Here is a 14933-nt window from a genome sequence, read left to right as displayed (position 1 = left end):
CCTTGGATATTGTCGAAACGTCTCAATGGTTGTGAATTAATCCCAAAAGGGGAGACTTTGGATAATAAGGAGTAGCTTATGGCGAAACCAATTTCGATTCAACTGTACACAGTCCGCGAGATGGCAAAGCAAGATTTTCCTGGCACCCTAAAAATAATCGCAGACATCGGATACAAGGGTGTCGAATTTGCTGGACTCCACGGGCACGACCCGAAGGAAATTAAGAAAGTTATTGATGACCTCGGTCTCCAGGTTTCCAGCAGCCATACGCCACTGCCAACTTCAGAAAATGTAAGCCAGATTTGCGAGACCGAGCTTACATTAGGCAACAAACGAGTGATTAGTGGGCTTGGACCGGCTGAATTTGAAACTATTGATGCGTGCAAGCGGGCGATTGACAAATTCAATAGAGCAGCCGAATTAGTAAAGGCATACGACATGACTTTTGGCATTCACAATCATTGGTGGGAGTTTGTAACATTGAATGGCAAGTACGCATTTGACATAATCATGGGGGAGGCTCCCGAAGTTTTTAGCGAACTTGACGTATATTGGTGTGCATTTGGAAAAGCTGACCCTGTAAAGATTATTTCACAATATAAGTCTCGTATGCCGTTGCTTCATATTAAGGATGGCTTGTTGAAAGAAGGTGAGCATGTACACACGGCGGTAGGATCAGGCAAGCTTGATTTTCCAGCAATCATTGGCGCCGCAGATCCAAATGTTCTTGATTGGCTTATTGTTGAGTTAGATGCATCCTATGGAGACATGTTGCTCGACGTTAAGAAAAGCTATGAATACCTAACTTCAAATGGTTTGGCTGAGGGAAATAGGTAAGGAGATGCTTATGAAGCTAGGATATCTAACGATTTTCAATGAAGATGAATTTAGGCTGGCGTCATCCATCGGCTATGATGGATTAGAGGTTCACGCAAAGTCTTGGCCTGCGGAGGTTTTGAAGTCCACGGACAAGCGCAAGGAGGCCGCAAAGTTGGCAAGTGAGCTTCAAGCGAAGTACAACATTGCGTTAACGGCGTTGTCGTTTTACGATGCTACTTTCAAGCCAGCCGCAGAGCGAATATCCGACTTCCGCATTGTGATTGAATTTGCATCCGAATTGGGCGTTCCTGTTATTGCTGCAATGTCCGCCGGAGATCCTGAGAAATCATTAGAGGAAAACATTCCAATTTTTAGAGAGGCGTTTGGTGAGATTGCAAAAATCGCCGAAAATAACGGTGTGAAAATCGCATTTGAAAATTGGCCAGCAGTTTCAAATCTTCCGGCTAAGTCGAAAAATTTTGGCTTTCACCCAGCTGCTTGGGAAATGATGTTCGACGCAGTTGACTCTCCAGCTCTAGGTTTAGAGTTTGACCCCTCCCACCTGGTTTGGCAGTTTATTGACTACATCGGTGCTGTTAAGACCTTTGGTTCGAGGATTCACCATGTTCATTTGAAGGACACCGAAATAAAAGAAGACGTCTTGAGTTGCAAGGGGTTTTTCAGCCGCGGTTGGTGGAGGTATAGGATTCCCGGATTTGGTGTGATAGACTGGGCTGGTTTCATCTCCGCGCTGAGGGAAGTAGGCTACAACGGTGGGGCGGCGATAGAACATGAAGACCCTGTTTTTTCTGGTGAGCGAAGAGTTGAAGGATTGAAACTTGGCTACAATTTCCTTCGACCGCTGTTTGTAAAAGACAGCGATTAGGAAAGCAGAAATCTAACCACAAGGGAAATGAGAAATGCGAATGGTGGCTTTTAGATTAATTGCGGTGTGTGCTTGCCTTTGGTTGTTTAGGAGCTCCACGATGGCAATTAATGGCCTTTGGGTACACCCGGAGCGAGTTATAAGCAAAGAAGTTGCAGATAAGACGTTAGACCAAGCACAGCGTTGTGGGATAGACAATATCTTTGTTCTCGTTTTCCATCATGAGCAAGCTTGGTTCAAAACGCCGCTTTGTCCGATGTCAAGCTCCGTTGTGGGCGACTTCGACCCCCTCGGGTACTGCATAGAAGCCGCTCACAAGAGGGGGATTAAGGTACACGCTTGGTTTGTGAACGGAGAAGCCGAGAATGGTGCTATCACGTCAAAGCATCAAGATTGGCTTGCGGAAGATGCCGAAGGCAAGAAGGCAGGTTGGTTTGACTTCACAAAAAAAGAAGTTCGGGATTTCCAGCGGGACTTAATGCTCTCGGCGGTGAAGCAATACCCTAATTTGGATGGAATACATTTCGATTATATACGCTTTCTGAATATGTCATTGGGCTACGGGGAAGCAGCTGAAGAGTTCCGCAAGGCTACCGGGCTTGATTTGCCCACATGGGATAAATTTCCCTTAAGGTTGACTATGAGTGCAAACCCAGTTCATGCTGCTACTACTGGCAGAGTCCTCGCTGTATTTGATAATGGCATTCCTGCAATTGTCGACAACCGTTTAGGAAAAGGGAGTGTATTATTGTTTAATTGGCACGCCGAATACTCTAGATTTCTCGTTTTAGACAATTTTCTGCGCGCAAAGCTCAGAGGATTCGGCGCTGATTCCAAGCGAATCCGAATTCTCATTTCTGAGGCAAATACGAAGCGCTATGGTTCGGCTTTTAAAAATGCTGCTGAAGCATGGCTGGAACGCATTGGATTCAAAGCTACAACTGCAGAATTTGGGAAAGATGAGCCCTCCGCTGACGAAATCCTTGTCGTGTCGAATATTTACGTTTGGTCGCAGCAAGACGCAGCTAAATTGAGAAAGCTTGTCGAAGAAGGAATGAATGTAATTTGGATAGATGGGCCAGCGGTGAATATGCACGACCTTATGGTTGTTCTCGGTGTTGATCGTCCGGCAAGCTTCTTTGCTGATGAGCAAGTCATCACGCCCACCGTAGATGACCCTGCAATGCCTGTTGATAAGGAATTAAGCGAGCAGAAGCTATTGCAGAAACAAACGGCCTCGTGGAAACAGTGGAGAATGGACCGCATCAGCGATCTTGTAAAGGATGTCTACCAGTCTGCAAAGCGGATTCGCCCTAATATCAAAGTAACTGCGGCTGTGTTCTATAAAAAGGCAAGCGCGGATGGGGTTCTCCAAGATTGGCAACGTTGGATTAAAGAGGGCTTTATTGATTATGTGATTCCAATGGCGTATGTTGGCCATGAGGAGCTGGCTAGGGCTTTTGATGAGTGGGAAAAGCTCCCGAAGTGGCACGAGAAGGTCATTCCTGGGCTGTCGATTTATACATTTAAGGACCAAAAAGCGGTTCCTCAAGAAAAGGATTATGTTAGACACCAGATTGAACTTTGTCGAAAAAGAGGTGTTAAAGGAATCGTATTTTTCTGTTGCCATTATATAAGTTCGGATTTAGAACCAGTCTTGAAATTTGCAAGGACGGTCAACAGCCAATGACGAACATAGGCAATAGAAAAAGTTTGGAGGCTTCATAAATGGAAGCGAGAAAGGCTCACAAATTGAGTAGGCGTGATTTTCTTAAGTCATCTTCGGCGATGGCATTAACAGCGGGCATGGGTCTGTCTGTTAGCCACGCTGCAGCACAGGAGGTAAGAAAAGTGGTTTCAGCAAACGAGAAAATCGTTCTTGGTTGTATTGGGCTTGGTGGTCGCGGAATGGGCGTCATGAACGGGTTCATGAAATACGAAGACGTGGAAATTGGGGCCGTCTGCGACGTAAGCGAGGAACGCCGGAATGCGGCTGTTGAAAAGACCGAAGGCAAGGCAAAGGCATTCAAAGACTTCCGCGAGGTGTTGGAGCAGAAGGACATCGATGCAGTTGTTATAACAACACCGCCTCATTGGCATCCTCTAATGTCCATTTATGCTTGCCAAGCTGGGAAGGATGTCTACTGCGAAAAACCAATTTCGCGCTATCCTGCCGAAGCAATTGCGATGGCAAAGGCAGCGCGGGATAATAAGCGTGTAACGCAAGTGGGGACACAAATTCACTCCTTGGACAACTTCCGCCGCTGTGTCGAAATAGTTCAATCAGGTAAGCTTGGTAAGGTGATGGCTGTTCGCGTGATTTGTACTATGAACGAGTATCCTGGGGGCATAGGTAAGACACCAGATTCCGAACCGCCTCTAGGATTGGATTGGGATGCGTGGCTTGGACCTGCGCCAAAAGTGCCATATAATGAAGCACGATTTAAGTTTCACAGGTATTTTAAAGACTATGTGGCAAGCTGGCTAAGCGAGCTAGGTCCCCATATTCTCGACCTTGCTTTTTGGGCAATGGATCCAGGACAGCCCCTGTCTGCAAATGCTACTGGTGGAAGATTCGTGGCTGACGACATTAGCGACATCCCCGACACAGTAGATGCAGTTTGGGAATTTCCTGGCTTCACTATGTCGTGGATAAACATGTGTGGAAATAGCTATAACTTCGACTTTGGCGGTCCACCAGATGGAGGGCGAAGACTAGGCGTAATTTTCCATGGGACTGATGCTACCTTGCTAGGTGATTATGGCAGCCACAAAGTGGTTGTTGAAAAGCAAAAGATGAAGGAGGGCGAAGAATTCACTCCTCCGCCTCCAACGATACCTTCGTCGCCAGGGCATGACAGGGAGTTCTTGGATGCAATTAAAACCCGACAGCAACCGTCATGCAATTTCGATTACCATTTGCCAATAGCTATTGCCATCGACATTGCGCATATTTCAATGAAAGTAGGGCGCAAGGTTCGTTGGGATGCAAAAAAGGGCGAAATCATTGGCGACAAGGAAGCCAACGAACTTGTAACGCCAATCTACCGAAAGCCCTGGGTTTTTCCCAAAGTGTAGCAGGATTGGGGTAAAGAAACAAAATAGGTTATTTAAAAATTTCCATCACTCCGAATTCTAGAGGAAAAATGTTATGAAAAGACGTGAGTTCTTGGGGCGGGCAGCGAAAATTGCGTTGGCGGCTGGCTTGTCACCAAGCTTAATAACATCGGAAACATTTGCCAAGGAGGAAAGTTCAGTGTCAAAATCCGAGCTTAAAAAGGCGTTGGTTTTCGGCATGCTGCCAGGAAATCTAAGCACCGAAGACCGCATGAAGCTTGCAAGAGATTGTGGATTTGACGGCGTCGAAGCACCGCCTTTGACAGATCCAAAAGAAACCGAAGCTATGCGTTTAGCGGCAGAGAAAGCAGGCATAGAAATTCACTCGGTAATCTACGGTGGCTGGGGAAAGCCACTATCCGCTGCGGATGAGAAAACGCAGGACGAAGCAGTCCAAGCGGCCAAAGAAGGGCTCAAAGGAGCGAAGGAAATGGGTGCGGCTTGCCTCCTGCTTGTTCCAGCAGTGGTCAACGAACATACGCGATATGAAGATGCATATCACCGATCTCAGAAAAATATCAGGCGCATTATCCCGACGGCAAAGGATTTGAATGTTACAATTGCGATTGAAAACGTATGGAATAACTTCCTGCTAAGCCCAATGGAATTCGCACGGTATGTAGATGAGCTTGATAGTCCATTTGTTCGAGCGTACTTCGATGTCGGAAACGTTGTGGCATTTGGATGGCCGCAAGATTGGATCCGCACGCTTGGAAAACGAATTTACAGGGTTCATGTAAAGGATTTTAAAAAGGATACTCGTGAGTGGAAAAACCTGCGTGAAGGAAGCGTCGATTGGATTGAAGTACGCAAGGCGCTCGACGAGGTAGGTTATAAAGGTTATTTGACGGCGGAGCTTCCGGGAGGCGATGCCGCATATCTAAAAGATGTTGCCATTCGCATGGACAAAATAATAGCCGGCGAATAGTGTGAAGCAGGGACAGCCGGCTTACAAACAGCCGGCTGTCTTTTTTGACCAAAAGTTTATGTTCCAGAGCCCCTAAAGCTCGCGGATGCGTATGTTTCTGAACCAGATTTTACCGCCATGGTCCTGAAAACCAATATGTCCGGAACGGGGCATATCTTTGTAAGCGGTATTGAACTTGTTCTTTGTACCATCAGGGTTTTTATGTGGAGTTGTCCACTTGTCGAGGTTCATGACAATGATTCGTTCCCCATTTAGGTCCACGAGAATCATGTTGTTCTTGCAGGTGAGTAGTAAGTTGTTCCATTCACCAGCTGGCTTGCAAGCGTTCTTTTTTGGTTCTAAACAGTCATAGATTGCCCCACAGTCATGCTTGCTCGGATTTTGTACACCATAAGAATCTAGAAGCTGAATTTCTATCCCCGTTTGAACTGGATCACTCAAGTTTGCCCAGCGGAAAAAGACGCCGCTGTTTACTCCTTTTTCAAGCTTGAACTCTAGTTCAAGTTGAAAATTGCCATAGGTCTTCTCAGAAGCGAGATAGCCGCCACCCTTTGCAAGATTAACAATTGTACCATTCTCCACGGTCCAACCTTTTGGATCGCCAGTTGCTTTCCACCCTTTTAATGTTTTACCATCGAATAAATACTTCCATCCTGATGGGTCGGCAGTGCATTTTGACCCAGCATGGTTAACTGATATGAAGCACAAAAGCAGAATGAGAGTGATGCAAGGTGTACAAAAACGTTTCAAGGTATATTCCTCCTATACAAAGTGCTCAGCAAATGCCGAGTTTGAAATGCATTTAGTAAAGTATTCGACGCTTAGTGCGTAATTTCCTAATTTTCTTGGGAATATATTAATAGAAATTTGCTAACCTAGGAAACACACGATGAATCGATGCTTGCAGTATTAACGCTTAGCGTCCAATAAATTGTAAAGGGGGCACTGGGTGCAAAGTGAAATTAATAAATGAGGTTTTCAGGCGTTCGAAGCACAACCCTATAATAACTTTTCGTGATATGCCATATCTCTGCCAGGCGGTTTACAACCCTGGAGTGGTTTTAGTCGGAAATGAAACAGTTTTGCTCCTAAGAGTAGAGGATTTGGAAGGTAAATCACACCTGACTGTAGCCAGAAGTATTGATGGAATAACTGACTGGCGAATTGAGCCTGACCCGCTGTTATCTCCTTCGCAAAATGCTTCTCCATATGAAGAGTATGGCTGTGAAGATCCACGAATAACCTATTTGGATGACCTAGGGCAGTACGTAATTGCCTATACCGCCTATTCTCCTTTTGGCGCAGGCGTAGCGCTTGCAACCACAAAGGATTTTAAGAGCATTGAACGTATTGGTTTGGCGCTGGCACCGAGCAATAAGGATGCAGCGGTGTTTCCACGAAAAATTAACGGCAAATATTGGATGCTCCACCGGCCAGAGGCAGGGCAAATTCAACATATTTGGCTGACCGAATCGACTGACCTTATACATTGGGGCCGACCTTGGTGTGTTCTTATGGAACGCGGTGGGCCAATGTGGGATGGAAGTAAGGTTGGCACAAACACTGTGCCAATTGAGACACCTGAAGGTTGGCTTGTATTATATCATGGAGTAAAAGAGTTCGCCGCTGGACCAACCTATCGCATGGGAATGGCGTTACTTGATTTAGAAGACCCCAGAAAAATGATTGCAAGACTTCCTTTTTGGGTTCTTGGTCCCCACGAACACTATGAGGTAAGCGGTGCTGTGCCAAATGTGGTTTTTGCTTGTGGACACACGCGGTTTGGTGATGAAATTCGTGTATATTATGGCGCTGCCGACACTTGCGTCTGCCTAGCAACTGCTCATCTTTCGGACTTGCTTGGGTTGCTTAGAAAGTACAGGACTTAAAAGGGCAAATGTTCATTAGAAGGAAATTGCTATTATTTCTCTTGCCACTTCACAGGTATTTTTACCTCGGCAGACATGGCAACAGCAGGGTAATTTTTGAAAAACCTTTTTGAATAATCGTCAGCAAGGTTGCGCACGGCAACAACATTAGGCTTACCTTTTACCTTTAAATGAACAATGTTGCCGTCTACTTCTATATCGTTGATTTTGCATGGAGTGACCACAAAGTTCTCAATACAAGATGCCTTTTTAGGATCAAGCCGCTTATTGAAGACTATTGTAATTAGGTTTTTCTTGCCAATTGCATAAAGAGGGCGGGGTTCTAGTTTATAAATATCAAGATTAAGGTGATATTCATATGCGGTGATACCTAGCATTCCTGCTTCTTTTGCTGATGCTTCACATTTATGCATCCATTCATAGCCACGTCGGCACATCTCTTTTGAGCCAACGTCTGTTTGCATAATAATCGGAACACCTGAAACCTTGCGAACGGCATCAACGAAGGGTTTGTATTTTAATGGATAATCAGCAGGCAAGTTCGGGTTTGACCAATCTGGCCAATCGGTTTGGATAACATAGATGTCCGGCCTTACGGTCGTTACAATAAGCGGTCCATCCGACCCTTCCCACTCCCTGAGCGTTTCAACGGGATTTGGAATATCATCTGCAATTCCCCAAGCAGCAACCTTGATGTTCGGTCGAGTATTCCTTACTCCGCCTGGGCTGTTTATAATGAAATCTTGGAATGATGCTATGCTCTGGCAACGGAAGCTCACCCATTTCTTATAAAGGTTAGAGTTGGTTTTGTAATAATTCGGGCTTTTTTTATCAAAGAAGTCGGGAATTGACTTCTCCTCTGGATACATTTTAAGGAAGGCGGCTTTACAATGGTCGCATAAACAGCCATAGTAGTCACTTTCTGGTCCATTAACCGCAGGCCAGAATGTTTCGGCGATTTCAAAGCCATCGAATGGAATGTGCTTGAGTGTCTTGACGACTTGTTCTTTTTTCCATTTGCGGTATTCAGGATTATTCATGCAAAGGTATACAAACCCAGCTGCTGCTTCATTTGCCTTTTTTGATTTTAGCTTCATCTGCCATTTTTCTGAGCCTGGCGGTAGCGAAGCAAATGCATATGTTCCATTGCCCCATGTTTCATACCAAACCGCAATGCCTGCTTTATGGAACTCTTCAATCAATTTGGGATTGACGTTGTTGTCATTGGTAACTATTAGACGGACGGCACTGAATCCGTTCGCTTTTATCTCCAATGCTATGCTCTCCGGACTGCGGTCCATATAATAGCTGAAGTTTGGGTCAATTTGGATGCTTTTGGCAAAAGGATTGAGCTTTGCCTCAGCATTGCATGAAAGTAACATAATCGCAAATATTATTAATGTTAAAAATCTGCAATCCATGTCCTTATTCAAAAACTTTGTGTTCGTTATCCAAAACTTTTGCGCTATAGTTGGGAAATTCGGCCGCAAGTAATTCCAAGCCTGGTGCGCCTAGGACAAGTAAAGCGGTTGCGAGGGCATCACAAATTGTTGATGATGGACCTGCAACTGCGGCGATTAAGGCTTTGCGGGTTGGCTGCCCACTTCTAGGATCAATTACATGACAATATTGCATTTTGCCATCGGTAAAGGCTTTCCCATGCGATGCGGATACAGACAGCGAACTGTCTTCAATTTCAAATATATCAAACGGCTTATTTTTTATGATTGGATGATTTACTGCTATTTTCCACCTTTTTCCGTCTGGTTGAGTACCAATTGCAGAGATACTACTGGTTCCGCCATGAAGAAGGGCGCTTTTAATGCCGTTTTCTCGCAGTATTTCAACTGCTCGTTCAATTGCATAACCTTTACCAATCGCTCCAAGGTCAAGTTCAACTCCAGGATGGTCAAAAGCAATGGTGAATCGCTCAGGGTCTAGGTGGATATGGTCAATTCCTGTGGCAGACCTTGCGGTTTCAATAACACTTGAATCAGGTGTTTTACCTTTGCCGCCAACGAATCCCCAAGCTCTCATTAGTGGTGCGATTGTAATGTCAAACGAAGAGGCTGTGCGGCGGCTGATTTCAAGCGCTTGCTTAAGCAACCGAAACATGCGTGGTTCTACCTTGACGGGTCCTTTTGCTCCATGCGTGTTAATCCATGACAGGTCGCTATCCGGACGGTAGAAACTCAACTGCTGGTCAAGTCTTTCAATTTCGGCAATGGCTTCCTCTGCTGCTGATCGTAGCCGTAATGGGTTATCGCCGTAGAGGACTAGTTCAAAGCGTGTCCCCATTGCAGGAATTGATAATTTAACTGGCAATGTTGGGACCATATAGGGTTTTCTAATATGTATGAGGTAAACTCAATTAATGAGGATTGTGTAACGGATGAGAGGAATATTAATTCCCCTCATCCGTTGTTAGACTTATATTTTTAAGCTATCATTCGCATCTTTTTCGGATCAAAGCGTACAGTCTTATTCTCGCGGTATGCTTTTACTGCCATTGAGACAATGGTTTGAACTCTAATTCCTAAATCAATCGGACAATATTGTTTTGCGCCATTTCGAATTGCATCGAACAAGTTCTTGTGCATTTCGACTTGGCTCTCACCAGGGCCCTCGTAAGGTTCATCTTTGGCTTCAACCTCATCTGCAAAAGGTCGCTCGGGTTCTATTCGGACTTTTCCGCCGCCGAAATAGAGATTTCCCTTTTGCCCACGTATCATGTCTTCTACGCCGCGTTCGTTTACTGTGCTACCAGCGAGAAAGATCATTGTTCCACTAGGGAACTCAACAGTCAACAATGTTGCTTCGGCAACATCGCGTGGTTCACCGTGGCCTGCATCAGTATTACAGAGTATGCTTCCGATGCAGGTAACTTTGGATGGCCACTCTTCGGTCATTGCTAGTGCAATCATTAACGGGTGAAGGCGGTGGGGCCACAAATCACCAATGATTCCTGTGCCATAATCCCAGAATTTCCTCCATCGGAAGTAGCGTTCAGGGCTGAAGGGCCGCTTGGGCGCATTGCCAAGCCACATATTCCAATCGCATGTTTCCGGAGTCAAATCAGGATCGATGTTATAATTCCACTCGCCATTGGGGTTATTTCGGCAGTAGCCACCCTGTGCCCAAATCGGCTTTCCAATTCGGCCGGCTTTTATCAATTCACCTGCCTTATGCCATTTTGCATCAGCACAGCCTTGCGAACCCACTTGCACAAGCTTTTTTGTACGCTGAGCGGTTTTCCACATGTCAACCGCTTCTTCGAAGTCGTGGGTCATGGGCTTTTCTATATATACATGTTTGCCAGATTCCATGGCGGCAATGGCAATTGGTGCGTGCCAGTGGTCTGGCGTGGCGATTACAACAGAGTCGATATCATTCCGCTCTAGAAGTTTTCGATAATCTTTATAGGCATAGGAACGAGGCAGATTGAGAGCATTTCTTGAGTTTTCTAGGCGCTTGTCCCACACATCGCAAACGGCGACTATTCGGATGTTTTGCTCTTCCTGCATGCCTTTTAAGTGATTGAGATGGCCTTGTCCCATGCCGCCAACGCCTATTATTCCCACGTTGATGCGGTCATTTGCTCCCAGAACCTTGGGGGATGGAAGTGATTCAGCTGCCTGAAGATTCGTGGGAACAATTGAGCCCGCTACAACCCCGGTGGCAGTTACGCCCGCAGCTTTGATAAACTCTCTGCGGCTTAGTCTTTTCTTTTTTTGCTTTTCAGACATAGAATTGCACTCCTTATACTTATTTTAGCTCAAACCAGTCTGGCTGGTAGGAAATTTTGGTCCCAGATAGGATTGCCTCGTTAGCTTTGATTGCTACCACCGCTGCCTGGTAACCTTCAAGTGCTCCGCAGGCTGGTTTGGAGCCTTCTCGGATGCTCCTGGTAAAATTCTCTAGCGCGCAATATAAAGCTTCTTTGGTTGGTTCAACCGAACCTTCCTTGCTTGGTTCTTTGCCTGCTTCAAGAAGTTTTGTCGAATCAGCGACCATGCAAATGCCGGTTTCGTCGAAGCATTGTTCTTTCTTGGCGTATACTTCCCATCCAAGCAAGGGTGAGTCCGCTTCTTTTACCATCCAAGCTCGTTTTTCGCGCATTATCAGGCTGCTATTGCTTCCCTGGAACAGTGTATACGCGTTGCTGAATGAGTTAGCTAGTGTGGCTGAGAATATCATGCGGACGTTCTTTGGGTATTCAAAGATACACTGTACCGTATCAGGTACATCACGTCCGTCATTCCAGTTTATTATTGAGCCAAACCCGATTACAGCGGTGGGTAGCGAGTTGAGGTACCAATTTGCTAAATCTAAATTGTGAATTCCTGTTTCTGCAACTAGGCCGGCAGAGGTCTTATTGGAAATTCTCCAATTGAGTTCTGCCTCGCGTTCGGGTGTTGGAGCCATGCGCCGCCAGCTATCTTTTTTGTGCCACTGGGCATGGACCATCGCAGTATTTCCGAGAACGCCGGCCTTTACAAAGTTGGCGACATGCTTGTAAAGAAGGTTCGACCGCCCTTGCTGTCCAGCATAGAATACCTGCTTCGTTCCCTGTGCAGCCATCGCAATGGCCTTTGCATCTTCTATGGTTGAAGCAAGTGGCGACTCACAGTAGACATGCTTGCCAGCTTGCAAAGCCGAAATTACTATGTCTTTATGCAGGTGAGTTGGAGTTGCTACAATAACGGCTTCGACATCGGGCGATTCCAACACTTTTTTGAAATCAGTAAAAGTTACAGCATTTGGTGCAATTTCCTTTCCTTTGTTTAGGAAAGGTTCGTAGGTATCGCAAATTGCCGTTATTTGTGCTGAGGGCATTTTAGAAAGTGTTGATAAAATTTCTCTTCCCCATTGGCCAATCCCGACAACTCCGAACTTTACTGGCGGTCCTGCTACCGCGGTTTCAGTTGCCCCTTCTGCTGCAAAAAGTTCCTCTGCAGCAAAAAGAAGTGCCATTGATGCTGCTGCACCTTTGATGAAATCTCGCCTATCAATTGCTCCGTTGCTCATAGTTACTTCAGCACCTTGATTCTTATATTTCTAAATGCAACCGGGCCATGATCTCCTTGAAGCATAATTGGCCCTGGTTCATTTACTTTATCATCCAATGCGCCTCCCGTTGGTGCGCTAAGTTCCTGATTATCAATGATTTTTACGCCGTTTAGAATTACGGTTACTTTATTGCCGATTAGTTTGGCTTCGACGGTTTGCCACTCCCCCGGGGCTTTGCTAGCGAATTGGGACGGCGGAATTAGACCGTAAATAGCACCGTTGCCGTGAATGTCGGGGGTTTTTTTATCGAAATCATCGAGAATTTGTATTTCATAACGCCCCCGCAGATAGACGCCGCTGTTACCGCCTTTTGGAATCATGTACTCATAGCGTATAATGAAATCACGGAATTTTTCATTGGTAATTAAGTCTGAACCACCTTTCCCCATAACCAACATTCCGTTTTGCACTGTCCATGGAGTGGCACCCTCGTGCCTGGGATGCCAGCCTGTAATGTCTTTGGCGTTTAGAAGCGCTCTGAAGCCTTCTTTCTTTTCTTGCTTAGTAATGGGTGCAGGTGGGGGCAGTGGTTTTGCGTCTCCTTTTGCAATGCCGAGAACCCATCGAATGCCGCCACGGAGGTGCTTTTTGTAATTCTCCGTTTGCATTAAATCTTCTCGATGGCCAAGTGAGGTGTAAAAAACACGTCCTTTCCCATATTGGTGTACCCAGGCAATTGGGTAGTCGCCTGGTTCGCCTGAGTTTGGATGTTTGTCCAATGCAATCAGTACGCGGACTTTATCCCGTGACCAATCCTTTAAAAGGTAAATTTCTTCTTTGACTTTAAATTTCGGAGGCAGTTCTTTTGTAGCTGGGTGTTTGGGGTCTTGGATAAGAAGTTCTACTTCTGATTGAGGTCCATGGGAAACAAATTGACCTCCCATCATTTCTCGGAATCCGGCCCAGCCGGGAGAATCGCCGCGTTCACGGAATGTGTCGGTTGCGGCATGTATTCCGACTACGCCTCCGCCGGCTTTTACCCAATCGAGGAGCCCCTGCTTATCGGGAAGTGGTAAGTCGCCGCTTGTATTATTGAAGACTATGGCATCGTACTTTTTGAGAGCATTCGCCGTCATTTTTTGTGCCATTTCCTCGTCTGTGCGCACGAGATCTACGTCCCACTCGCCCGATTCAGTTCCAAGCTTTCTTATCAGTTCTTCTCCAAGAGGTATGGAACTGTGTCGGAAGCCTTTGGTAACTGATATAACGAGCACCGATTTCTTGGGGGATGATGGGAGTGCAAGAGTTGAACCGAGGAAAAACATTGAAAGACAGCAAACAAGTGCTAAAGTGCTTATTACTTTAAGGTTAGGCGTTTTCAACATTGTCGCTCCTAAATAAAAGAGTAACCGCTTTATTATATCGCGTTAGATTTAAATGTACAAGAATGCCTATTGCACTGATTCTGGGACTTGCTTTGCAGCGGCCAGAATGTCGGATGCTGGGAGAATCATTGGCATTATTGGCATATAGTTCATACTAAACAGGGAAAAGGACATTTCCCCACCAGCCCGCGTTGGAAGAATTCGCATAATAAGCAAGCCAATTACATTTCCATCGAGCGCGAAGACTGGCCCACCAAGGTTTAGGTCACCTATAGACATACCTGTGATATAGAATGTACGCGGTTTTTCTACAATTGCTTGGATGCGCTCAACGCTAGCGGCAATCGTTCGGTTGGCAATCATTCCGAGTCTTGATAGCATTATTGCTTGATCTAATAATGCTGGTTTAGCTTGTTTTGAAAGGTCTAGTACATTTAGCGGTTTTGTCGGCTTTTGTATCGGACGAATAAAAGCAAGGTCTAGGTCCTTGTCTCGCAGGGCAATTTTTGCAGGGATTTCTGTGCCATCTGCAAGGCGAATTTTTAAATCGGTGACCTCGCTAGAAATCTTAAGATTATATTCGCTGGAGCTCATCATCTTGCTCATCATTTCAGATGGATCTACTGCAGAGAGCGATGCAACTGTGAGACCTGATGGGTCAATTATGACTCCTGTGGCCTCAGCTTTGTTCTCTTCTTTCGATGCTTCCTCGCCTTCCATTGACATCTCGGTCTTGACGACTAATTGCAGAGTAACAATGGCATCGCCATATTTAGTGATGATATCCTTTCCTGCTTGAGCGGCTTCATCAGCGGCCAGGGGTGCGGGAGAAAACAAACTACATAGCACACACAAAAGTGAAACCGCGACCGCAAATCCAAATCTTAGTGTTTTCATCG

The 14933-nt window shown here is 45.7% G+C and carries 13 protein-coding genes; 6 read left to right on the top strand and 7 right to left on the bottom strand.

Annotation, left to right across the window (positions count from 1 at the left end):
- Window positions 1-78: 78 nt before the first annotated feature.
- The 5 genes from K6T99_06580 (at window position 79) to K6T99_06560 (ending at window position 5750) form a co-directional block, all read left to right on the top strand.
- Window positions 79-837: a sugar phosphate isomerase/epimerase gene (locus K6T99_06580; protein ID MCL6519482.1), complete on the top strand. Its 759-nt coding sequence runs from the start codon at window positions 79-81 to the stop codon at window positions 835-837.
- 10 nt (window positions 838-847) lie between these two features.
- Complete coding sequence (locus K6T99_06575; protein ID MCL6519481.1) at window positions 848-1705, top strand: sugar phosphate isomerase/epimerase; 858 nt, start codon at window positions 848-850, stop codon at window positions 1703-1705.
- 100 nt (window positions 1706-1805) lie between these two features.
- Entirely contained in the window at window positions 1806-3395 is a 1590-nt protein-coding gene (locus K6T99_06570; protein ID MCL6519480.1) for a family 10 glycosylhydrolase, read from the top strand.
- Window positions 3396-3433: 38 nt separating this feature from the next.
- Window positions 3434-4783, top strand: a complete 1350-nt coding sequence (locus tag K6T99_06565) for a Gfo/Idh/MocA family oxidoreductase (protein MCL6519479.1) — start codon at window positions 3434-3436, stop codon at window positions 4781-4783.
- A gap of 73 nt (window positions 4784-4856) precedes the next feature.
- Window positions 4857-5750, top strand: coding sequence for a sugar phosphate isomerase/epimerase (locus K6T99_06560; protein MCL6519478.1), 894 nt, complete (start codon window positions 4857-4859; stop codon window positions 5748-5750).
- 72 nt (window positions 5751-5822) lie between these two features.
- Here the strand turns inward: K6T99_06560 and K6T99_06555 are convergent, their stop codons facing one another.
- Complete coding sequence (locus K6T99_06555) at window positions 5823-6500, bottom strand: DUF1080 domain-containing protein (GenBank protein MCL6519477.1); 678 nt, start codon at window positions 6498-6500, stop codon at window positions 5823-5825.
- Window positions 6501-6769: 269 nt separating this feature from the next.
- On the opposite strand from K6T99_06555, the gene K6T99_06550 reads away from it, so the two are divergent.
- The gene (locus K6T99_06550) at window positions 6770-7639 is read left to right on the top strand and encodes a glycosidase (protein ID MCL6519476.1); all 870 of its coding nucleotides are present in this window, start codon (window positions 6770-6772) and stop codon (window positions 7637-7639) included.
- A gap of 32 nt (window positions 7640-7671) precedes the next feature.
- On the opposite strand, the gene K6T99_06545 is transcribed toward K6T99_06550, so the two are convergent.
- From K6T99_06545 to K6T99_06520, 6 genes are all read right to left on the bottom strand, one after another.
- Window positions 7672-9060: a hypothetical protein gene (locus K6T99_06545; GenBank protein ID MCL6519475.1), complete on the bottom strand. Its 1389-nt coding sequence runs from the start codon at window positions 9058-9060 to the stop codon at window positions 7672-7674.
- A gap of 4 nt (window positions 9061-9064) precedes the next feature.
- Window positions 9065-9976, bottom strand: a complete 912-nt coding sequence (locus tag K6T99_06540; GenBank protein MCL6519474.1) for an FAD:protein FMN transferase — start codon at window positions 9974-9976, stop codon at window positions 9065-9067.
- 101 nt (window positions 9977-10077) lie between these two features.
- Window positions 10078-11385 (bottom strand): Gfo/Idh/MocA family oxidoreductase, encoded by a 1308-nt coding sequence (locus tag K6T99_06535; protein MCL6519473.1) that lies wholly within the window; start codon window positions 11383-11385, stop codon window positions 10078-10080.
- Window positions 11386-11404: 19 nt separating this feature from the next.
- On the bottom strand, window positions 11405-12667 hold the full coding sequence (locus K6T99_06530) for a Gfo/Idh/MocA family oxidoreductase (GenBank protein MCL6519472.1): 1263 nt from the start codon (window positions 12665-12667) through the stop codon (window positions 11405-11407).
- 2 nt (window positions 12668-12669) lie between these two features.
- The gene (locus K6T99_06525) at window positions 12670-14034 is read right to left on the bottom strand and encodes a ThuA domain-containing protein (protein ID MCL6519471.1); all 1365 of its coding nucleotides are present in this window, start codon (window positions 14032-14034) and stop codon (window positions 12670-12672) included.
- 66 nt (window positions 14035-14100) lie between these two features.
- The gene (locus tag K6T99_06520) at window positions 14101-14931 is read right to left on the bottom strand and encodes a serine protease (GenBank protein MCL6519470.1); all 831 of its coding nucleotides are present in this window, start codon (window positions 14929-14931) and stop codon (window positions 14101-14103) included.
- Window positions 14932-14933 lie beyond the last annotated feature (2 nt).

It is taken from the genome of Armatimonadota bacterium, assembly GCA_023511795.1.
GTDB lineage: Bacteria > Armatimonadota > UBA5829 > DTJY01 > DTJY01 > JAIMAU01.
The sequence above is the reverse complement of the archived record's forward strand: the minus strand, read 5'-3'. Positions and strand labels throughout refer to the sequence as shown.

What these genes read in the sequence shown, in the direction of transcription:
- K6T99_06580 (MCL6519482.1), top strand. Translation starts at nt 79, where the DNA reads ATGGCGAAACCAATTTCGATTCAACTGTACACAGTCCGCGAGATGGCA.
- K6T99_06575 (MCL6519481.1), top strand. Translation starts at nt 848, where the DNA reads ATGAAGCTAGGATATCTAACGATTTTCAATGAAGATGAATTTAGGCTG.
- K6T99_06570 (MCL6519480.1), top strand. Translation starts at nt 1,806, where the DNA reads ATGGCAATTAATGGCCTTTGGGTACACCCGGAGCGAGTTATAAGCAAA.
- K6T99_06565 (MCL6519479.1), top strand. Translation starts at nt 3,434, where the DNA reads ATGGAAGCGAGAAAGGCTCACAAATTGAGTAGGCGTGATTTTCTTAAG.
- K6T99_06560 (MCL6519478.1), top strand. Translation starts at nt 4,857, where the DNA reads ATGAAAAGACGTGAGTTCTTGGGGCGGGCAGCGAAAATTGCGTTGGCG.
- K6T99_06550 (MCL6519476.1), top strand. Translation starts at nt 6,770, where the DNA reads ATGCCATATCTCTGCCAGGCGGTTTACAACCCTGGAGTGGTTTTAGTC.
- K6T99_06545 (MCL6519475.1), bottom strand. Translation starts at nt 9,060, where the DNA reads ATGGATTGCAGATTTTTAACATTAATAATATTTGCGATTATGTTACTT.
- K6T99_06540 (MCL6519474.1), bottom strand. Translation starts at nt 9,976, where the DNA reads ATGGTCCCAACATTGCCAGTTAAATTATCAATTCCTGCAATGGGGACA.
- K6T99_06535 (MCL6519473.1), bottom strand. Translation starts at nt 11,385, where the DNA reads ATGTCTGAAAAGCAAAAAAAGAAAAGACTAAGCCGCAGAGAGTTTATC.
- K6T99_06530 (MCL6519472.1), bottom strand. Translation starts at nt 12,667, where the DNA reads ATGAGCAACGGAGCAATTGATAGGCGAGATTTCATCAAAGGTGCAGCA.
- K6T99_06525 (MCL6519471.1), bottom strand. Translation starts at nt 14,034, where the DNA reads ATGTTGAAAACGCCTAACCTTAAAGTAATAAGCACTTTAGCACTTGTT.
- K6T99_06520 (MCL6519470.1), bottom strand. Translation starts at nt 14,931, where the DNA reads ATGAAAACACTAAGATTTGGATTTGCGGTCGCGGTTTCACTTTTGTGT.